At 40.9% G+C, this 22,652-nt stretch carries 14 protein-coding genes; 4 read left to right on the forward strand and 10 right to left on the reverse strand.

Annotated features, from left to right (window positions below; translation table 11 throughout):
* Window positions 1-3: 3 nt before the first annotated feature.
* Window positions 4-1,683: a carboxylesterase family protein gene (locus M2135_RS11885; RefSeq protein WP_280748727.1), complete on the reverse strand. Its 1,680-nt coding sequence runs from the start codon at window positions 1,681-1,683 to the stop codon at window positions 4-6.
* 906 nt (window positions 1,684-2,589) lie between these two features.
* Here M2135_RS11885 and M2135_RS11890 point away from each other — a divergent pair.
* From M2135_RS11890 to M2135_RS11905, 4 genes are read left to right on the forward strand one after another with little or no spacing between them, the layout of a single operon-like run.
* On the forward strand, window positions 2,590-3,825 hold the full coding sequence (locus M2135_RS11890) for a carboxypeptidase-like regulatory domain-containing protein (RefSeq protein ID WP_280748776.1): 1,236 nt from the start codon (window positions 2,590-2,592) through the stop codon (window positions 3,823-3,825).
* A gap of 53 nt (window positions 3,826-3,878) precedes the next feature.
* Entirely contained in the window at window positions 3,879-4,427 is a 549-nt protein-coding gene (locus tag M2135_RS11895) for an RNA polymerase sigma-70 factor (protein ID WP_280748728.1), read from the forward strand.
* Complete coding sequence (locus M2135_RS11900) at window positions 4,424-5,278, forward strand: FecR domain-containing protein (protein WP_280748729.1); 855 nt, start codon at window positions 4,424-4,426, stop codon at window positions 5,276-5,278. Before M2135_RS11895 ends, M2135_RS11900 begins: the two co-directional genes overlap by 4 nt.
* Window positions 5,279-5,293: 15 nt before the next feature.
* Window positions 5,294-6,859 (forward strand): STN and carboxypeptidase regulatory-like domain-containing protein, encoded by a 1,566-nt coding sequence (locus M2135_RS11905; protein ID WP_280748730.1) that lies wholly within the window; start codon window positions 5,294-5,296, stop codon window positions 6,857-6,859.
* A gap of 1,002 nt (window positions 6,860-7,861) precedes the next feature.
* Here the strand turns inward: M2135_RS11905 and M2135_RS11910 are convergent.
* The 9 genes from M2135_RS11910 to M2135_RS11950 form a co-directional block, all read right to left on the reverse strand.
* Window positions 7,862-9,154 (reverse strand): nucleotide sugar dehydrogenase, encoded by a 1,293-nt coding sequence (locus M2135_RS11910; protein ID WP_280748731.1) that lies wholly within the window; start codon window positions 9,152-9,154, stop codon window positions 7,862-7,864.
* Between the two features lie 11 nt (window positions 9,155-9,165).
* Window positions 9,166-10,173 (reverse strand): DNA/RNA non-specific endonuclease, encoded by a 1,008-nt coding sequence (locus tag M2135_RS11915; RefSeq protein ID WP_280748732.1) that lies wholly within the window; start codon window positions 10,171-10,173, stop codon window positions 9,166-9,168.
* A gap of 899 nt (window positions 10,174-11,072) precedes the next feature.
* Window positions 11,073-13,313 carry an alpha-L-rhamnosidase C-terminal domain-containing protein gene (locus M2135_RS11920; protein ID WP_280748733.1) on the reverse strand — a complete coding sequence of 747 codons (2,241 nt, stop codon included), beginning with the start codon at window positions 13,311-13,313 and terminating at the stop codon, window positions 11,073-11,075.
* Window positions 13,314-13,342: 29 nt separating this feature from the next.
* Complete coding sequence (locus tag M2135_RS11925; protein WP_280748734.1) at window positions 13,343-15,919, reverse strand: family 78 glycoside hydrolase catalytic domain; 2,577 nt, start codon at window positions 15,917-15,919, stop codon at window positions 13,343-13,345.
* 31 nt (window positions 15,920-15,950) lie between these two features.
* Window positions 15,951-17,699 carry an alpha-L-rhamnosidase C-terminal domain-containing protein gene (locus M2135_RS11930; protein WP_280748735.1) on the reverse strand — a complete coding sequence of 583 codons (1,749 nt, stop codon included), beginning with the start codon at window positions 17,697-17,699 and terminating at the stop codon, window positions 15,951-15,953.
* 66 nt (window positions 17,700-17,765) lie between these two features.
* Window positions 17,766-18,566, reverse strand: a complete 801-nt coding sequence (gene rhaD, locus M2135_RS11935; protein ID WP_280748736.1) for a rhamnulose-1-phosphate aldolase — start codon at window positions 18,564-18,566, stop codon at window positions 17,766-17,768.
* A 24-nt stretch (window positions 18,567-18,590) separates the two neighbouring features.
* Window positions 18,591-19,616, reverse strand: coding sequence for an L-rhamnose/proton symporter RhaT (gene rhaT / locus M2135_RS11940; RefSeq protein ID WP_280748737.1), 1,026 nt, complete (start codon window positions 19,614-19,616; stop codon window positions 18,591-18,593).
* 19 nt (window positions 19,617-19,635) lie between these two features.
* Window positions 19,636-20,895 (reverse strand): L-rhamnose isomerase, encoded by a 1,260-nt coding sequence (locus tag M2135_RS11945; protein ID WP_280748738.1) that lies wholly within the window; start codon window positions 20,893-20,895, stop codon window positions 19,636-19,638.
* Between the two features lie 21 nt (window positions 20,896-20,916).
* Complete coding sequence (locus M2135_RS11950) at window positions 20,917-22,338, reverse strand: rhamnulokinase family protein (RefSeq protein ID WP_280748739.1); 1,422 nt, start codon at window positions 22,336-22,338, stop codon at window positions 20,917-20,919.
* Between the last annotated feature and the right edge of the window lie 314 nt (window positions 22,339-22,652).

A 22,652-nucleotide genomic window follows, 5' to 3' on the forward strand; every position in this document is an offset into this window, starting at 1 on the left:
TATTTACATAAGACTTGACCGAGCCTCACGGTCGGGGTCATTTTTGACTTCACAAACGTCGTTCAGAATCATTGTCTCTCCATTTTCAACCGTAAATTCAGGCCATTGGGGGAGACTGGATGTATTCGGATTACCCGTGCGCACAAAGGCCAATAGAGCATCCGCCATTTTTTGAGACAATTTACGTGGACGTGCGCCTCCTCCCGTATGTGTCAACATCAGGTCTGTATTTAAGAACCAGAAACAGATATCGAGGCAATGGAAGGCTCGCATGCGATTGTCGAAAAGAGGAGGACACCATCCAAACCAGGCCATATAAACTGGTGATTGCTGATGCTTCTTGGCTGTGGCGGCATTGATCACATTCTGACGATTCGAAGTGATCATGGCTAATAGTTCGATCGGTTTGGCATCCGGGAAATTTTTGGCGTATGCATCAACAATTGACATTGTTTTATCTCCATAACGGGATTTCAAACGTTCGACAACTCCTTCTTTCGAGATTTTCTCCAGTTCGGCATCTGTACGACTGGGTGATTGCTCATGGAAAGTGGTACAGAATAACATCGGTATATCGGGAGAGTTGGGTAACGGCTCTTCGAAGAAGGTGCCTTTAGGCAGATATACATCGTCGGCTATAGGGCCGTAAGCGCCACGGTAAGTCGTTGGGCCACCCATATCTTCCTGCAACTTTACGGCAGCCTTATTGGCGATATCCATATACTCCTCCCAGGAGAGATCCTGTAGTTTATCGATTTGAGCCGGGGTTAACCGTGCTTCTTTCAGGATATATTCTCCTAATTTCTGCGAATAAGCTTTATCATTAGCTGTTATGGCCGATCCACTTAATGGTACAGCTTTATGAATCAGCCCTTTTGCTTCCGGACAGGCCGATAACAGACAGACTTTTCCTCCACCGCCTGACTGACCGATAATCGTCACGTTTCCGGGATCACCACCAAAATTGGCAATGTTCCGGTTGACCCACTTTAGGGCTTCCACCATATCCAACAGACCAACATTCCCGGAGTCTTTGTATTTTTCTCCGCCGACTGCCGACAAATCGCTAAAACCGATAACTCCCAACCGGTGATTGATGGAACAAAATACAACATCGCCGTATCTGGTTATATTCTCACCATGGTAGCCGTCCTGCTCTATTCCGTTCCCGCTCCTGTAACCTCCGCCATGGAGCCATACAATAACCGGACGTTTTTTCCCATCAGCAATACCGTTTGTCCAGATATTGATGGTCAGACAGTTTTCGCTTATTTCATCATAATTCCAATGATCCACAAAGGCACCGTAAGATGTGGGTACACGGCTATAGATTGTTTGTGGCGCCGAATTACCATAGAATACCGCCGGGCGTATACCATCCCATCGCGCGTGTTTCTGTGGAGGCATAAAGCGGTTTTTACCGGACGCGTCAGCGGCATAGGGAATCCCCAGAAAGGTATAAACACCTCGCATGGAGAAGCCTTTTACTTTCCCGCAATCGGTATCCGCAATAGCGATATTATCGCCGATTAGCAAGACCTGATCGTCGTCATTTGGGGTTTGAGAACTATCGGAAGACGAAGTTGCTGTGCATCCGGCTAAAGGGATAACCGAACTTGAGGTAATGACGGCTGCGCCAGCCCCCAATCCTTTAATAAAGGAGCGTCTGTTGAATGATTTCATGGTCGGAATTTAGAATAAAAAGTTAACAATATGATGCGAATATAGTAAAAAAAAAATCATAAATCACTATCCTTAACCTTTTATTTGATCCTGCCCGATCAATCGAAAAACAAAAATCAAAACGTCAAAACATCCCTTTCGACAGGCCGTTCATTGCCCTTTGACCCGAGGGTTGTTTCAAATATCCGCTTCTCCGGAAGTTCACGGTTATCAAAATGCAGGTCAATCGATCTTGAATCGTCACTTATTGACCGTGAAATAAAAATCGCGTAAATGATTTTCAGAGTGTTGTTATCCCAAGTATGTATTTAATGGAAAAATGATCATTTCAAACGAGACTGTTTTTTGCGTCATTTAGATGGAAAAAATCTGATTTTTCGACTGTTTTTGATTGCTTTTTGCTTGTTAGTGAAAAAAAACACATTGTTTCCGGAAAATCATCTGCATCATTGTTGCGCGTGTTCTACATGATTTTAAAAATCTTTTAGATAACTACCGGACATCATTAGCATGATTTTTTTAACATTCGCTTTTGAGTCGTGAAAAAGGGGTGAAAAGCCTTGATTTTTCGCCTGGTTAGTCGATTTTTCTTCTTTTGTGTGTTATTTAATTACTCTATTTTGTATCATATTGATATAATAATGGGTCATTTGATGGAATAGTGGTATTTTATTGAAGAAATATTCACTTAAAAAAATAAGTCAAATGACATCCGTAAAAGTAAAATTCAGAAAATCGTCAGTTACGGCCAATCAATCAGCAGTAGTTGAAAGAGATTAAAATGTGAAGTTAATTTTTACTGTTGCCATAGGGTATTCTTTTCTTTACCCGTCATACTAGTGTATAAACAGTAATCAACATCAACACATAAAAGGCAATCTTATGAAAACAATCGGCAAACAAATGATGCGTTTTTTCCTGATACTTATGTTTATCGGAATAACCAGTCCGATAGAAGCACAGGAAGAAGATGATAACTACATTACAATCCATGGAGTTGTACGGGATAAACAATCACGCAAATTATTGGAATATGTAAACGTATCTGTTCCGGGAACAAATATTGGTACAATCACCAATTCCGACGGTGAGTTCTCCTTGAAAATAAAAGAATCGATAACAGCGCGTCATGTGGAGATTTCACATATCGGTTATATGAACTCACTGATCGCCATCAATGGAAAAGATCTGTCGGATATTACCGTATGGATGAATCCGAATACAAACTTATTGGAAGAGATTGTTATTCGTGCAGGTAATCCACGCACGATCGTTGAAGAAGCCATGAAGAAAGTGGGCGACAATTATAGTCCGAATAGCAATTTATTTACCGGTTTTTATCGCGAGACCGCCCAAAAAGGACGAAGATATATCAATATCTCTGAAGCGATCATCGATATTTATAAAACACCCTACAAAGAGCGAAATGTAGAACGCGACCGGGTACAGATCTACAAAGGCCGGAAATTACTTAGTCAGAAAGCGAATGACACATTGATTGTCAAACTATTGGGAGGGCCTAACCTCTCGGTGTATGTCGACATTGTGAAAAATCCGGATTTATTGTTAGAGCCGGCCACGTTGCCTCACTACACCTTTAAAATGGAAGAGAGTGTCATGCTCAACGACCGCCTACATTATGTGATCAGCTTTACTCCTGCAGCGATTCTACCCTATGCCTTATATTACGGCAAGTTGTATATCGACCGGGAACGCTTATCTTTCAGCCAGGCCGAATTCAGCCTGAGTATGGACGACCGAAATAAGGCGACTGAAGCAGTATTAAGAAAGAAACCTTTCGGTTTACGTTTCAGGCCTCTTGAAGTCTCTTTTCTTGTCACTTACAAGGAACGCGACGGCATAAGTTACCTCAGTTACATACGCAACGAGGTACGTTTCAGATGCGACTGGAAACGAAAATTGTTCGGAACGAATTACACCATTCTCTCCGAAATGGTAGTCACCGACGCCAAAAAAACCGATACAACGATCCCATACCGGGAATCATTCCGAGCCAACCAATCGCTCTCGGATAAGGTGGCCGACTTCTACGACGATGAATTCTGGGGGGCATACAATATCATTGAACCGACAGAGTCACTGCAATCTGCCGTAAACAAATTAAAGAAACAACAACATTAATAACTCAACATCTTTTTGTAAATTTGGAGTATTGTACTCATTAAATTTCAACTATGCTTAACGATTTACTCGTGCTTAAAAAGATCAAAGAGGGTGATATTAAAGCTTTCGAAAAAATATTCAAGCTTTACTACTCCCCTCTTTGTCTATATGCGACAAGCCTGACAGGCCGGTCGGAAGCCGCAGAAGAAATCGTTCAGGAACTGTTTTATGTCGTATGGAAAGAAAAGGAGCACTTACAGATATTCCGTTCGTTTAAAAGTTATCTGTACGGAGCTGTCCGGAATCGTTCTTTTCAGTATCTGGAACATATGGATGTCAGAAACCGATACCGCGAAACCGTCTTATCCGGAAATCAACAGACTACGGTTTCACCCCATGAGCAGTTGGAATATAATGAGCTTCAGACATTAATAGATCAGGCGCTTCAGAAACTTCCGGAGCGTCGATTGCGGATCTTTCAAATGCACCGGTTCGAAGGTAAAAAGTATGCAGAAATTGCATCTTTACTTTCCGTATCTGTCAAAACAGTAGAAGCCGAAATGTCAAAAGCCTTGCAAACCCTACGAAAAGAGATTGAGCACTATACGCAACAAATATGAATCAAACAAGACAAGAAAAGATGAAAACAGATCAGGCATGGGAACAACTCTACGCCCGCCTGGAGCAGGAGGATCTACTCAATAAGCACGCTGATAAAAAATCTCAACGATTATTCAGTATACGGTCTGTAACCTGGGCAGCAGCCATCGCTTTACTTTGTATCACAGGCATATCTGTATATCTGAATAGTGTATCTGATGAGGCAAACAAAATGTTGCTGACTTTACAGAATTCTGAAAATGCGGTAACACTGGTGACGACACTTGAGGATGGATCAATCGTTTACCTGGATAATAACTCCCAACTACAGTATCCGGAACATTTTGCGGATGAAAAACGGGAAGTTGCACTACAAGGCAATGCATTATTTGAGATCAGTGGTAACCGCGAGCGTCCTTTTCTGATCGAAACAGCCGATGTATATATTAAAGTGATCGGCACCTCTTTTAATGTAAGATGTATGGAAAATGAACCATTCAAACTGGCTGTTCGACAAGGGGAAGTTGAAGTTACACTGCGCCAGACAAACGAAACGATAGCGGTTAAAGCCGGACAAACAGTAACTTTAATCTCCGACAACCTCCAATTAAGCCACTCATCCGACAACGATGAATTCAGACACTATACCTCACGTATTCGTTTTAAAGACGAGAAACTAACTGATTTACTGAATGTGATTAATAAAAACGAAGCGAACATAACTATCCTGGCAGAACCTTCATTAGCCGACAGGAGAATAACAATAACGTTTGAAGAAAACTCTCCGGAAGAGATGGTCGAACTGATTTGTCTGGGTCTGAATCTGAAATATACACGCGATAATAACTATTTAACCCTATCTCAACCGTAAACTAAACCGAATTTTATGAAAAACACATTCTCACGTATTTCTTTATTAATCCTTTTGTGGTTATCGCCTTTATGGGTGACAACTCCTCTTAAAGCGGAGAATGAAGATATATTGAATCGTGTTATTCGGATGCCTAAAAATAGCGGTACGGTTTATAGTTTGTTAGGAAAAGTCACCGACCTTTCTGGTTTTCTGTTTGTTTATGACAGTCGCTTGATTGATAATGATAAAAAAACCAGAATTAAAGCCGGGGAATACACCATTCGGGAAGCCATTCAAACAATTACCGGAAATAGCCGGCTTCAAATGCGTATTATTGGCTCACATATCCTCTTAACAAGTCCGAACGAAGCGATCAAGACATCGCAACAAAATAATCTTTCTCCTTCCATTTCAGATTCAGCAACCTATATCACTATTGAAGGGATTATACGCGACCGTTACTCCGAAGAAGTGATCCCTTACGCTTCTGTCGGTATAAACAATGAAGCGATCGGAACAATTACCAACCAGAACGGAGCATTCCGGTTACGTATTCCGGATTCGCTCAAAACATCACCTGTACATATCTCCCATTTGGGTTATATCCCCCAACAAATAGAAAGTTCGTTACTCGGTGGCGGACACCATTTAATTACACTGGAGCCACAAGTAATTTCTTTGCAGGAAATTATTGTCAGACTAATCAATCCTCAACGCTTACTGGAAGATGTGATGAATAAACTCGACCGGAATTATTCGTCTGAACCGGTTTATCATACCACATTTTACAGAGAAGGAATCGAACGCAAAAACAAACTTCAAAACTTGACTGAAGCAGTATTCAAAGTCTATAAATCGCCCTACTACAACACCTCGGCCGATCAGGTAAAGCTACTGAAAATGAGGCATATTATTAACGAACAGGCCAGAGATACCTTAGTGGCTAAATTCAAATCGGGAATAAATGCAACACTTATGCTGGATCTCATCAAACACCAACCTGATTTTTTAATCTTAGACAAATACAACCCGTATAACTATTTACAAGCCGATATGTCGGTCATAGATAATCGACAGGTCTATGTGCTCTCTTTTGAACAACGACAAACGATTACTACACCTTTATATCGAGGTGAATTATTCATCGACGTTGAAAACGAAGCGTTGGTAGGTGCAACTTTTGAAATCAATCCAAAATATGTTGAAAAAACAGCAGATATGCTGATTATCCGCAAAAGTAAAGATCTGAATATCATCCCACAGAAAATAACATACACCGTCTCTTACAAACATTGGAACGACACCTATTATATCAATCATATCCGAGGAGATCTGGAGTTTAGAGTCAGAAAGAAAAAGCAGCTGTTCAGTAGCTCAAATGTCCATTTCTGGTTCGAAATGGCAACCGTAAAAACAGAAACGGAAAATGTAACCAGATTCACCCGTAACGAAACGCTCTCTACCCGCACGATATTTGCAGACACAGACTCGCCCTATGATGCTGGATTCTGGGAGAACTTCAATTTTATCGTACCGGAAAAGAAATTGAGTGAGGAAATCAATCGGATAAGTGCTAAAATAGAAGAGACGGGTTATTAAACTATTTGTTCTTGTAAGATGTATTCCACAATCCACGAAGAAGTATGGATACGACCCTCTATATTACCCCTTATTTACGCTTGCTGAATCCCTGAACAATCACACACAGATTGCAATAGATTTTGACACAAAAACAACATATACATATTAAATATCACATATACACACTACAAAACAACCACAAACGCCAGACTAAACAATGGTCTAAATATTTTAATAATAAAACCTCATAAAATATATATAATTATAATAAAAACACATACGCTCCTCAAAGAATATCTATAAGAACGCTTATTTTAATTATTAAATCCTATAGACTATGATCAAAATATTACATTTTTATTATATATCCCACAGGATCTAACGGCAATAGAACAGAATATCATATATCCCCTATAAAATCAACAAACAATTTGTATATAATATACAAAATACACATTAAACAATATAATATAAATTATATATATAAAATACACATAAATATATCAGACTAATTAGAACCAAACCACAGAATACCACAAGAACAGAAAAGCCCTATTTAACTGACAGAAGCCATAGAGTGGCAGAATTGATAGGATAGAAGTTCATCCGGAATAAGGCACACCATGAGAGATGCGTATAACCGTATGCGCATATTACGCCTACGGCGTAACTGTTTTCTATTATTTTTAAGATTAAACCATAAAGTGTAAGCCAAAATATAAACTGACAAGTAAAAACACGCAAACGACGCTCTTCTCTCTAACTCCACCACTTTCCGGAAAGAACTCCAAAACACAGATTAACAACCTGTATAAAATCATAAAGAGAGCCTTTTCGCAAAGGCTCTCTTTATAGGTTTTTAATAGGTATTAGTCTTTAAGGCAAAAAGATTGTTTAGGTTATCTGCATGCAAAGATGATTCATAAAATCATACTGCGCAAGAAAAAAAAGATATTATAAAACACATTTTTATAATTATCGAGATTTCTTTGCAGCTTAACTTACTTTTTAACATTTCACTCATAGACTCCAGTAGTCCATTTTCTCGATTCGTCCTCGATAAATACCCTTTACGTCCCCCAAAACGGCCATTTCGTTGGTTATCGACAAAAAATAATTTTCATCAAATCTTAAATAAAGTTTATGAGGAACGGCTATAATCACTGCATCATAATCTGTTCTTTCAACCTTTTCGAGCAAAGAAAAACCGTATTCGCGTTCCACCTCTGAAGGCGAGGCATAAGGGTCTGTTACATCCGTTTCGACACCGTAATCATTTAATTCGCGAACAATATCTACCGCTCTTGAGTTTCGGATATCCGGAACATTCTCTTTAAAGGTTATCCCCATGATCAAAACACGCGAACCCAAGATATTTTTTCCCTGAGCGATAATCTTCTTTGCTATTTTTTTCCCCACATAATGGCCCATTGAGTCGTTGACAAAACGGCCGGAGTTGATCATCTTGGGATGATATTTCAACTCTTTGGCTTTATGAACAAGATAGTATGGATCGACACCTATGCAATGTCCGCCAACCAATCCGGGAGAAAAAGGGAGAAAATTCCATTTTGTACTTGCTGCTTCAAGTACATCATAGGTATTTATACCCATTCGTCCGAAAATGATTGATAATTCGTTCATCAATGCGATATTGATATCACGTTGTGTATTTTCGATAATCTTGGCTGCCTCTGCGACTTTTATACTGGGCGAACGATGTAATCCCGCATCAACCACCAATGCATAGACCTGCTCTACGGCATCCAGAGCTTCTTCATCACATGCAGAAACAATTTTCACCGTATTAGCCAAACTATGTTCTTTATCCCCCGGATTAATCCGTTCCGGAGAGTAACCCACCTTAAATTCCGCACACGCTTTTAATCCTGAGATCTGCTCTAATACAGGTATACAGTCTTCTTCCGTACATCCCGGATAAACTGTTGATTCGTAGACAACATAATCTCCTGGCTTCAAAACACCTCCTATTGTATGTGTCGCACTTAACAAAGCCCTAAGATCCGGCTGATTATGCCGATCAATAGGTGTAGGCATGGCTATCACATAAAATGAGGCTTTTCGGAGTTCGTCAATGGATGAGGTAAAGAGAATGTCTTTATCCAAGAACGTTTCTGCAGCAATTTCTTTTCCGGAATCAATTCCTTGTTTGAGTTGATCTAAACGGTTATTGTCGATATCAAACCCTATAACAGATAATTTTTCAGCAAAAGCCAGGGCAATAGGTAGCCCGACATAACCCAACCCGACAACAGCCAATTTGGTCTCTTTATTCAGTAATTTTGTGTACATCGCCATATGCTTCAAAAAGACCAGACTGCTTCATTTATTCTTGCTTCCATCTGTGTTTCCAATTCATCGGGTAACAAATGAAAGAAATCAATCCCCGTAAGAGTTTCCACACTATCAATAGGTACAGCGAACGAAAAAAGCTTTTCTGTCTTATACGCTTTATTTTCTAATACAAACGCAATTCCTTCGTATTTGTTATCCGAGATCATACAAATCACTTTATAAAAATGAGTTGGTACCCCTACTCTGTTTATACCCACGCGTTTCATTTCTTTTGAAATAATCGGACCACAAGCAATCAACAGACGGTTATTTTCTATCGCCCAAAGTCGGCACAACTCTTCCAAGTCTCTCCATAAACCCTGGTTCAAGTCGTGGTCTTGAGGGCAAATATTACTCAAATAAAAAGATTCCTTCATCGCCTTTTCCGACCATTTCATATCACCCGCCGGCGCCATATGCCCTCTATCGTAACCTGAATTCGAATAATCTTTATCTGTTGCCGATACCGACTTCAACTGTGGATCCGGAAGAAACTTATTCGTTCGTGCAACTTTGGCGTTTTTTACTTTAGATGCAGTCAGTTCCCAAGCCACCCAGTTCGCAATCTTATAATCGGAATTATACGAAACGGTATAACCTTCATGGTTCACGATGATCTCTTTCCGCTTAGACAACAAACGGGGTATTTCTGCTCGCTTCGGAAAAGTCAGGCCAGAGGTTACGGTTTTTACTGTATTGGTCTGCGTCTTTTGTACTTTCTGATCGGCCTGAGAGTTTTTGATCTGCTGTTCTGAAGGGAAAGTAATCTGAAGATCTTCTACCTTGGAACGTATGTTCTCCGTTTGCGGATCGGGATAAAAATGGTTGTACAAAAACAGTAAGCCAATGAAACTTAATGCTATCACAATCGCCCAAAGCAATAATTGCTTGAGGGAAGCGAAAAAAGAACCTTTTGCCTTTCCTTTCTTTTTCTTTTTGTATTTACCCGAACGAGGTTTAGTCGCTTTTTTTGCCATGAATAGAGTATGCTATCTTTCGAAGTACAAAAATAATACAAATAATGATTTGTATGATATGGTCACGAGTATACGGTATAATTCAAACATTTTCAACCATTTATCACCACCAGGAGTTATCCACCTGTAATTATTCTTTGTAAACAATTCATTTACAAACACTTCCACAAAAAGAATAAAACTAAAGGCAACCTCTTTTCATCTAAATACCTTATCCGTTTTATCGTATTTTGCTAACAGTTTTTGCCAGACCAATTAATCGTCTAACAGTTGGTAGACGATCGGGCACCAATTGGTAGACGAAAGTGACACAGTTGGTAGACGATAGTGATCCAACTGTTAGACGATTAATGGATCTGCACAAAAACAACAGCTTATTCCTATGAACCGAAGAACAGATGCGGTACTTTCCGGTAAGGGTACTTATTGGATATGCATGAAGAAAAGATTTAACCTAACGTGAACGCGATGTAAAGATTTATTTTTAGATTGGGTAAGATTTGAAGATTTTCCGAAGGCCAAATCCCGCAGGGATTTAATGTGCATAACCCCGGGTGAAGAGGAGCGTAGCGGATCGACCCGGGGTATATAATGAGTGTAACAAACGAACGCCGAAGGTGTTCAATCATCTGCGGTTCAACACCTATCGGCGTTGATTGGAGAGTAGCATCTATTCACCCCCGGGTTATGCACATTTAACGCCTGTGGCGTTCGCCTTCACTATCTTCAAATTTTCTTCGGATTGAATACAATTAAGGCTTTTCCTACCTTCATACTTTTGCGATTGAATCGCAAAGATGAGGAGTTTCAAATCGAAAAATCAAAGAATAGGCTTACTTTCCTTTATTTATAAGGGTGGTTGATTATGTCTATATATATTCTAAACCGGACACCAGACACTATAATAGAAGTGTGACCTCATGTTTCCCTGAGGATAATTTCCGGATCTGTCCGGAAGTTTGCAAAATGGCCTCGGTATCTTCCGGAACTGTCACTGTAAAATACAACTTACGTCCTTTCTTTTTAATATATACGGTAATATCTCCATAGGCGGTAGCAACCGTTGCCGCGGCTTCTGTCAATGTTCCTAACTGTGGGGCAATCTTAAACGTTTTAAATCCGGGTGAAGTCGGTTCTATGCCACACACTTTCTGACTCAATAAAGTGAGAGGTCCTCCACTCCATGCATGATTAATTGTTCCTCCACCGAATCCTTCCGGCCCAATACCCCAACCTTCAAAAAGAGTTGTATAACCAGCATAATTCATCATTTTTGTATAGCGTTGTTTCATGCGTTCCAGGGCAAAAGTAGCCTCCCCCATCTGGAATAAAGCTTCCAATACATATTTTTCCATATAAGGACTTGCATGATATTCTTTTCGCAACACTTTTATTAAAGCTGGATATTTATCCGTTGATGCTAATCCTGATAATACAGCCATCGCTTGAGAACGATCGTCAGTCTCTCCTTTATATCCTGGTGAACGGTAAGCTGATCCGATCCAGAATTTAGTATCAAAACATTGTTCTATGGTATGCATCATCGCTGAAATATCCTCAACATCAGACTGTTTGTTCAATTGACGAGCAAACGCTCTTTCTGCTTTTAATGCCAAATAATACCAGCAATTGGTCAATACCCCGATATCTACATTTTCTCCCCAATCTCCCCAGTTCCAGCCTCCGGACCGCTCGACAACCAAGCCACTACGATCGACTTGCCATACTTCATGCAAATAACGATGTAAGCGATCATAAATAGCCGATACAAAACTACTGTCGCCACTATAATAGTATTGAGTATAAAAACCATACCATCCCACCGACGCCAGCATTTGCAATGGCAGTTCTTTATCCCAATTACCGGCAGGCGCTGGCGAAAAAAGAGTACCATCTTTGCGTTGCCAGTCCATCAGTTCATAAATACCTTTCACCGCCAACTGCTGTCCCGATAAAGAAAGTGCATAAAAAGTCTCACCCAATTCATTCACTTCATCGCCCCACCATTGCGCCCGCTCACGATCCGGACAGTCCATATAACTATCCCGCATGGTAACATATAATGTCCGGGCCGAACGTTTCCATAATTCATTCAAGAAAGGATCGTTGCAACTGAACGAACCTGAAAATTCCGCATCATAACCGGTTTCCCTGAACCGCAGGTCTATCACTTCCACACCCTCCGGTATAATGTACCAGACCTCGTGTCCATTCATCCAGCCATAACTTTCATATATTTGTTCTCCGTCTCTGGCAATATACTCTGCCCGGACGTTTGGTACACTACCACCTTCATAATTATCGGTCAACATATGAATCGTCTGACCAGCTTCGGCTTTGACTTTCAGATAAGGGGTAACCTGACAATTATAAGGCAAGCGACAAAAAAGTGTATCGCCTTTTAATGACCGTCGTATGGTCGGATAGGGCAAAAGCCCGTAGTCTTTCCATTGAGGGATAGGGCGTTCGACCAATTCGCCAAAAGGAAAATCTCCTGCAGACGCGATTGGCACTGCAGATGCTAAACGTCCTTTAAAATCTGGGGCATACCACTCTTTCATTTCCAGGCGAGCATCAAAACGGATATTACTTTCCGGCAAACGGTAATTAGGAAAAGGAGCTTCTGTATTTTGATAAGCCTCATAAACAGAACATTGCCACGAACGATCCGACACTATTGAAGCGATCTTTTCTTCCGACTCATTATATATTTGTCCATGAAATAATAATCCGGCTTTACCACTATTGATATGACTAAACCCATCCTTACCGAAATGCCAAACGAGTAACGCAATTGTATTTTCACCTTCTTTCAAATAGCGTTCTATGGTCAGTTTATCATAATAAGTACCTTGTGGTGACGGGCCTCTCTTCAAACCTCCTTCAAATACGGTTAATTCACCATTAATCCATAGCCAATATTTGGTATCGGCAGCAATCAAAGCATCCATTTTACTGGGTTTTTCATCCAACTGAAATGTCTTTCGATAAATCAACCAGGTATTCGTTGAACTCTGACAACGTTCGGTATTTATCCATTGAGCCTCTTCAAATAAAGAACGACCGGCATGCTGTGCTATACAACAAAAACAGACAAGAGATTGCAAGAAAATAAGAGTAAAGCATCGTTTGATACACATAGACTTTTCGATAAAATTATATTTGTAAATCAATAATAAAGCTGATAAGTTCCGGATCTCAAATCAACTTTTCTGTCGGCGACTATTACCTCTGCTGTACATCCGGCCGGGACACGCACTGTTAATTCGATTTTATCCCCTGTACGTTTCCACTCACTGGTAATAATCCCTTTAACCGATTTATATTCTCCCTTAACCCAGTCAAGCCCCTCTACAAAATGAGGCGTAAACCGGATATGTTTGAAACCCGGAACAGTTGAGTCGTAATTAATTCCTGCTAATTGGTTAACCATCCAGGCTGATATATCTCCCATAAAGACATGATTGATTGAAGCATCACGAAACTGTGGGCTTAATGTCCATGTTTCAGCCAATGTCGTATACCCCATTGTTTCCACCCAATATCCCCAAGAGGGAGCCTCGGTTTTTGTCACCATTTTCATTACATCTTCAATATAACCATATCGGGTTAATATAGCCGGAACTGTTTTACTTCCTATTAAACCGAAGTCAAGGAAATGATTATTATTTGCTACAGCTGTCCGAAGATTATCTGCTACTTGTTTCTCTTTCCCTTCCGGAACAAGATCTAAGTAAAGCGCCAAAGCTTGTGCTGTTTGAGTACCTTCAGCATATATACCCGCTGCTGCATTAAAGAATTTATCATTGATCAATTGTTTTAACCGGGCGGCTTTTTCTTTGTACGGAGTAGCATCTTTTCCTAACAACTCAGCAAAACGAGCCATAAGTAGATTATCCTGATAGTAGTATGTGGTAGAGGTATATTCATTATTTGTCGTAGCTTTCCAATAGACCCAATCGCCTAATCCGAATGTAAGGAAACCCTCTTTTTCATTGGTTTCCAGATAGTGTAGATAACGTTCCATGGTTGGATATAATGCTTCAATACAACGCGTATCTCCATAATAATTATACAACGCATTCGGTATAATGAACAAAGCGGCATCCCATACCGGCCCGATGTTTTTTCCGTACCCCCAGCCACTCGAAGGAATAATACCCGATAAATCACCCGCTTCACGTTGATTATCGATAAAGTCATTCATCCATTTTTCGTACAGTGTAATACCGTCAAAACCCAACAATGCCAGATCGATAGCGATATGGGCATCAGCAGTCCAACCATTTTTTTCCCGTTGCGGACAATCGGTCGGGATGCTGTGTAGATTTCCCCGATAAGCCAGCATCGTCGCATTATAGATCTTATTCAACAGAGGATCAGAGCAACTGAATGATCCGACCGGATCAATATCCGTATGTACAAAAAGAGCGGTAAGACTCTCTTCTGTCATTTCTATCGGTTCCGAACTTTCTACTTCGGCATACTGAAAACCATGATAGGCAAACGAAGGCGTAAAGATTTCCTCTTCTCCTGTCCCTTTTAAGGTATACATATCCGTTTGGATGATCTCATACGGTTTCTCCGGATGATAGTAAATATTGATATTGCCTTGCTCCAACCGGCCATCCGTTTTCAACAATTCACCATGTTTAATCGTTACGCGGGTACCCGGTGCGCCTTTCACTTTCAAACGGGTAAACCCTGCTATATTCTTTTCATAGGAATAAACATACAATTGATCATTGAACTTCTTCACAGATACGGGTTTTAATTCTTCCGTAATCCGTATCCCCGGCATTTGTTGAGCGACAAGGAGCGGAGCAGGAGATGTTGTTAATGTTGCATCTTCCCACCGACTGTCATCAAATGAAGCCGTTTTCCAGCCTTCCTCCTCCAGTCGTGCATCATACATATCACCGCTGTACAGATTATTATATGTATAAGGTCCGGTTGCTGTCTGCCAGGTTTTATCTGTTGCAATTGTTTCTACAGAGCCATCATCATACGTCAGTCTTAACTCACATAACATACGCGGACGATCCCGCCAACGGGCAGTTTCAAAATTCCAGACCGCTTTTGATTGTATATTATACCAGGCATTCCCCAATACTGCGGCAATAGCATTTTCTTTTTCATTCAAAACCGAGGTAACATCATGTGTCACATACAAAATACGTTTATCAAAATGGGTATACCCCGGATCAAGATAGTTCTCTCCTACCCTTTGTCCATTGATAAACAACTCATAATAACCAGCCGCAGCGATATAAACACGGGCATTCTTGACCGATTTTTCAAGTGCAAATTTTTTCCTGAAAAGCGGAGCAGGTTCATATTCCTTATCCTGGTTATCTGTAATCCATTGACCCGTCCAATCCGAAGGATTTAACTTAGCCGTTTCGAAATAGGATGTTTCAGATGTCCGACACTTTTGTCCTTTTTGATCCCATACCGTAACATTCCAATAATAACGCGTATGTGATTGGAGAGACATCCCTTCGGTATAAGGCTGCAGATTATCCGGAGATGTACCGATACATATTTCAGAACGGGAGATATCAAAATCGTCCTCCACACTTTCATACTCCCAAGTAAAACGGGGAGAGATCGTTTCTATGCCAAGTGGTTCTTTCAGGTATTCCGTGCGCAGATTGACTGGCACGGTTTGTGTATTTTCGCTTTGACAAGCTGTTAATGTCAAGACATAAAAAATAAAAAGGATTAATACATTTTGTGTTTTCATGGTTGTTATATTGTTTCTGTATCTGGTTCTCTTATCGAATTACCTTCACTTCTTCCGGAGCATTTATTTCACTTTTAATCGTTCCTCCCGGTTGTTTTTCATGCCGAATCCGAATAGTCCCATAAGGAGTCGGGAAAGTCCCTTCTACCCATTCTAGATCCCCTAAATGAGGTGTGATTTTTACCACACGACAGCCAGGTTCTATAATCTGTACTCCCAATACATACTCACTCAGCCAGGCTGTCGGACCAGATGCCCAGCCATGACATAAACTATGGCGAAACCCTTCGTAACAATAAGCGCCATAATCCCCATGAATATCCTTTTTACCTGGAGCAACCAGTTCATCTATCCGTCCTGCGCCGGGCAACCAATCCAGGTTAAAATCTTCCCAAAACGTAGTCGCACCCAAATCAAGCATTGCCCCCCAGTAATCACGGATAACAGTCATTGCTCCGTCATAATTCCCGGCTAAAGCCATTGCACGCAACATATAATAACCATAAAAAGTAGAAAAACCATGACCTCCGTTTACAGAGAGGTAGGAATTATCAGCCTCTTTAGGCGACATCAAACCGGAAATAGCCATAAGGGCAGCAGCTTGTTTCGAACCAGGCGCATCTGGTGCTTTGCCAGACTTCAACATCGCTTTTGTGATAATCGAAGCGGCCTTTACAGCTCGTTTTGCAGTAGCCTGGCATTCTGCTGCCAACACTTTTTCATCCAAGATCGTACAAAGTTCTTCGCCCGCTCGCAAAGCTTGAATCATTAATGCCTGCAACCCGGCATCTATAGCCGCCGGATTTTCACTAGAAGGCCAATCCAGAAAGCGATTCCCATCCAACTGTTCCCTGCCATCTTTATCCACTTTGGAAATCAGGTGTTGCAACAAACTGGTCAGATACGCTTTCTGTTCCTTTAAATAATCCAGATCACCCTGATAAAAATACCAATCCCGATGGATCAGCAACCACCAGATCGAATAAGAACTAATCCCATTCATCCATTGTGGCAGTGGAGTAATGTCCCGAATCAGATCCAGGCTTTTAGGCACCACCTCATGATAGCCAAAGACCGAGTTGACTGTCATCACCTCCGGATGTAAATCGCCTACCCAGACCAATCGGTCACGTTTAATCCCATCCCATAAATATTCCTGCATATTCAAATGCACTGTATACGCACCTGTTTGCCAGATTTTATTTAACCGTTCATCGTTACATTTGAATGAACCTTTATAAGGTATATCAAGAAAAGTCGAGATTGCTCTGACTTCTTTCAGGTGCAATTCTGCCTCATCACCCAATAAGTCGATACGGACAAAACGAAAACCTGAATTTCCAACCTCTGTTACTCCCAACCAAGGCAATTTTAGTGTAAAATCACGCATAGCATGATCGTTTGTTGCTCCTTTTACACCAATTTCCGACATCGCTTCACTAACAGATTCACCGAAACGGATCCGTACAGATACCGGCAGTTGAGAAGCAGGCATTCCGGTGACCACCTGAACTCCTCCTTGCAACTCTCTTCCAAAATCCAACAATATTGAAACAGGCTCTCCCGGTTTGTTTTTCATTACACAAATACGGGTATTGGCCAGATCCGATTGCCCGTTACCTGGTAATAACAAATTATTTATTCCGGAGATTTGATCACCCGACTGTTGCCATACAATACGTGTCGGAGAAAGATATTCACGCGTGCGAGTATCCCGTTGCTGCGCTGAAGTCAAAAACGAACAACAAAGAAAAAAAAATAGGATCAGATGTTTATTCATGATTTAGATATAGGGTTTTAAAAGTCGCGTTCTGAAATATATTCAAAACGCGATATTCGTTTCTTCTTACAATCCGAAAGCCGGTACCAGATCATCCAATTGTTGGTCTGTCATACCTTCCGGCTCATATCCACACATCCGGGCATTCATATAGATCTGAGCCGACTTACTCAACGTATCTATGGCATCAAAACATTCGATAATATCCTCACCAACTGCTAATATACCATGTTTTTCCCAGAAAACCACATCGTGTTTTTCCAATTGTCTGATTGTAGCTTCAGCCAAAGCCAACGTTCCCGGGATCTCATAAGGGACAATCCCTACGCCTTTAGGCACAATAATCCGGGATTCGGGAATCATACTCCATAGGGTACGCGTCAATTTTTCAGAATCAAGAAACGGTTTACAATGAGTCATTCCGATCAGATCTGTCGGATGTGTATGCACTACGACCTTTATATCTCTTCCCAATCCACGAAGATAATTATGCATCATTAAATGAGAAGGCAATTCTGATGTCGGAACAATTGGTTGCTCTGCAATAATCTCATACGATTTCCCATCCGATGATATACGGATAAGTGATCCGTTTGCAAACGGATCCTGAGCAACATAACGCATCCGCTTGCCTGTTCCGGTTACATAAAAAATATGATTACTCAGAACCTCCATAGGCGTCAGTAGGTCTATAGCCGGACATAAAGCAGGTAAAGTCTTTTCTTCCTCAGACATCAATGAAGTCACGTTCACCGAAATATTACCTCCATTTCGTTCTGCCCATCCTTTTGTCCACAGATATCCTGCTACCTCTGCAATCCGTTCTATCTCTGCCATCAGGCTGTTATTGTTTCTAATTGTGATCATTCTTTCTTTATCTATTGAATCGTATTATACTAAATTAGGAAATAACAAGGAAAATATCAGTATACAGATTCCTGCTACCAATACAATGATTGTTTTTGTACTCGCCCCTTGCCATTCTTTCAAAATTATTCCCCAGAAATTACTGAATATGACATTTAATGACATCAGGATACTCCATGAAAAAGCCAGCATAACCGGTGAATCGGTAAAATAACTTTTCCCCATTCCCAAGCCAAAAAACTGGGAATACCACAAGACTCCTGCTAAAGCACAAAATAACACATTATTAAGTAAAGTACCCTTTGATACAGAGAAATAATCTTTTCCGGTCTTATTCTTTATATTCTGGAAAATACAATAAGAGGCATTGGTTAGAAAACCACCGATCGTGACTAATAAAATCACAGGATTCAAGGCAAACAGTTCGCTTGCCCCACCCGCTTTTACCTCTGCGACAATCTCGTTTCCAGACTCCAGCCCCAGATTAAAACAGGCACTCATCACTCCGGCAAGTAAAGCAACGAGCAATCCTTTCGTCAAAGCAAAATCTTTAATCGCTGCTTTCTTTTCTTCTTCCGTCATATTTTGTGCCCGTAAACTACCGGCATAACCAATCACTGCTATACCGGCCAGGGTAATACAGACACCGATCAACACAATTAATCCATCCCCGTGGAAAAGATCCATCCCACCGAAGATAGCCGGGAGAAGAGTTCCAAAACCGGCACAGGTACCCAAAGCAATACTTTGTCCCAGTGCAACTCCCAAGTATCGCATACTTAAACCGAAAGTCAACCCTCCTACTCCCCATAGCATACCATACACTATACAGCCCCAACTACCGTCGGCGCTCCATAACTGCATAAGGCTACTTCCGGAAGGAATGGCCAACAACGCACCTAAATAGGGAAAAACAAGCCATGCAAACAGCCCTTGTATCAACCAAAAGCTTTCCCAACTCCACTCTTTTACTTTCCGTATCGGCACATACGAACTACTCTGTCCAAAACTACCGACAGCTATTATTAATAAACCGATTAATATCTCCACAATTATTAATTGTTAATGATTAATTGCGCTTGCTCGTTACTTCTTTTTCATATTGTTGGATGCCTGCAATATAATCATCTCCAACCGGCACATTATTCTGCAGACAGAACATATCCCATACCGCATTCCACGGCATACTCTTTAATTCTTCCTGCATAGCCAACCGTTCAAAATATTTACCCTCCGCTTCATATTGCTGCAGTAGTGCAGACGGTTCCAATAAAGCCTGTAAGAAAGCCTTTTGTGTTGCACGACATCCAATCACATAAGCACCTATACGATTAATCGTGGCATCAAAATAATCCAATCCGATATGTACGCGATCCAATGCTTCACAACGGATAATTTCCCGAGCCAGATCCATCAGATCATCATTAAGTATGACCACATGATCACTGTCCCAACGGATCGGACGGCTCACATGCAACATAATCTCGGGAGTGAAAAGCAATAAAGAAGAAACTTTATCCGCTACACTTTCCGTCAAATGGAAATGTCCGGTATCCAAGGTAACAATTTTACCTTTCTTAGCACCATAACCCAGATAGAAATCATAAGAACCCACCGTATAACTCTCCAAACCTATGCCAAAGAGTTTTGCTTCAATACAATCCTTCATATAATTATATGGGGTTGAAAAGATCTCATCTAAGGACTGTTCTAGTAAACGACGATATTTTAACCTGTTTGCAGGCACTTCCTTACTTCCATCATGCACCCAAAGGTTCATCATAGCAGGATCTTCCTGATATTTCCCCATCTCTTCACTGATCCATCGACAACGTTTCGTATGTTCGATCCAGAAGTTACGTATCTCATTATCCGGGTTAGCCAGTGTCAGATCACCACTTTTAGGATGTGAGAAAGAGGTACTGTTGAAGTCCAGTTTCATTCCATTTTCTTTCGCCCATTGCATCCAGCTTTGGAAATGAACCGGTTCTACCTCATCGCGATCGACCACTTTACCTTGAAAATCACCATATATCTCATGTAAACTCAAACGGTGGTTGCCGGCTATATACGATGATGCTTTGAGAATATCAGCACGTAACTCATCGATATTGCGTGCGCGTCCGGGATAGTTACCCGTTACCTGAATTCCTCCTGTTAATGTACCTCCCTGATTTTCAAAACCGGTAACATCATCTGCCTGCCAGCAATGCAAAGACAAGGCAATTTTTTGTAAACTGTCGATCGCTTTATTCACGTCCACACCCAAGGCGGCATACTTCTCTGATGCTACCTGAAAAGCTGATTTAATAGCTGTTTCTTTTGTCATAATATGATTATTGAATTATTATTATTGAGGATAAAATGTTTTCAGATCAAAGGAAGAGGCTATAATCCGGCGCATCTCCCAACGGTCGGCAACCAAGCCGGCAGCTTTGGCCTGTACCATACAGTTTCCAATAGCTGTAGCCTCAGATGGCCCTGCCACAACGGGTATACCTATCGCATTTGCTGTCAATTGATTGAGCAGTGCATTATTCGATCCACCACCTATTATATGTAGTTTATCGACTGCAAACGGAGCTGTCTCTTTGAGCATTGATAAAACCTCTTTATAGCGGTTTGCCAAACTATAAAAGATACAACGAATAAAATCGGCATCACTCTGTGGAGTATCTTGTCCGGTTTGTCGACAATATGCGGCAATCGCCTCAGTCATAAGCTGCGGATTGGCGAAAGAGTCGTCATCCGGATTAACAATCGATGCAAATGTGCTCTCTTTTTCAGCCTTTTGAACAATCTCTTCGTAAGAATAAGAACGGCCTTCCCTCTCCCACTCCTTTCGGCACTGTTCTAAAAGCCACATTCCGGTAATATTCTTTAAAAATCGGGTAGTCCCTTCGATTCCTCCTTCATTGGTGAAGTTATTGTTGAAAGAAGCGTCATTGATAATCGGTTGTTCGACTTCTATCCCCATCAAACTCCATGTACCACTGCTTAAATATGCAAAATGAGTATCGACTGCCGGTACAGCCACAACAGCCGATGCTGTATCATGCCCTGCAACAGCAATAACAGGAATTTTTCCTATACCAGTCTCATTGGCTATCTCTTCTGTTAATTCGCCCACTATTGTTCCGGGCATAACCAGCGGAAGCATTATCGAGGGAGAGATTCCTGCTGTTTTAAGCAATAATTCTTCAAACTGTTTGGTTATCGGGTTCAATATTTGTGAGGTTGATGCATCGGTATACTCACAAACTTTTTCCCCTGTTAATAAATAGGATAGTAGATCTGGTATAAAAAGAATATTTTCTGCCTGTTCTAACGGTGCAAACTGCTCTTGTTTCATTCGGTATAATTGAAACAGGCTATTAAAATTCATTATTTGAATCCCTGTCAGATGATATACTTCTTCACGAGGAAGCAGCTTAAAAAAAGCTTCAGGTGCTCCTTCGGTATAAGGATCTCTGTATGCACGCGGCAGTCCTAAGAGCGTACCGTCTTGGGCTATACAACCAAAATCTACCCCCCAGGTATCGATCCCAATCGAATCGACCTGTATGTTCTTTTGCATACATATCCGCAGACTTTCTCGTAGCGAATCATACAATTGATAGATATTCCAATAGTACTTGCCATGAAGTTCCATGATGCTGTTTTCAAATCGATGGATCTCATGCATTTCAAATGTGGAGCCAGTTAGTGTGCCTATGATCGCTCTTCCGCTTGTCGCTCCGATATCAAAGGCCAAAAAGTTTTTTGTTTTCATGGTATTATTCAAATGAACACTTTTCAGGAGAGCAAAAATAGAGAGTTAACAGATGCCGGAATTTATGAAAATGATAATAATCCTATAAATTATGACAGAAGTAGTTTTAAAAGGTATGTTGACTGTTTTTTGCAGTATCCCAACTGTTTTTTTGCAAGATACTGTCTGTTTTTCTGTAACACGTAGGTCTGTTTTCTGTTAGAGGTACGTCTAAAACAATTTAGAGGTACGTCTAAATTCGTTTAGAGGTACGTGTAAAATAATTTAGAGGTACCTCTAACAGAAAAGTGATCGCTATGTTGTAACTTTTTGTT

The sequence above is a fragment of the Parabacteroides sp. PF5-9 genome (assembly GCF_029893105.1).
GTDB lineage: Bacteria > Bacteroidota > Bacteroidia > Bacteroidales > Tannerellaceae > JARXWG01.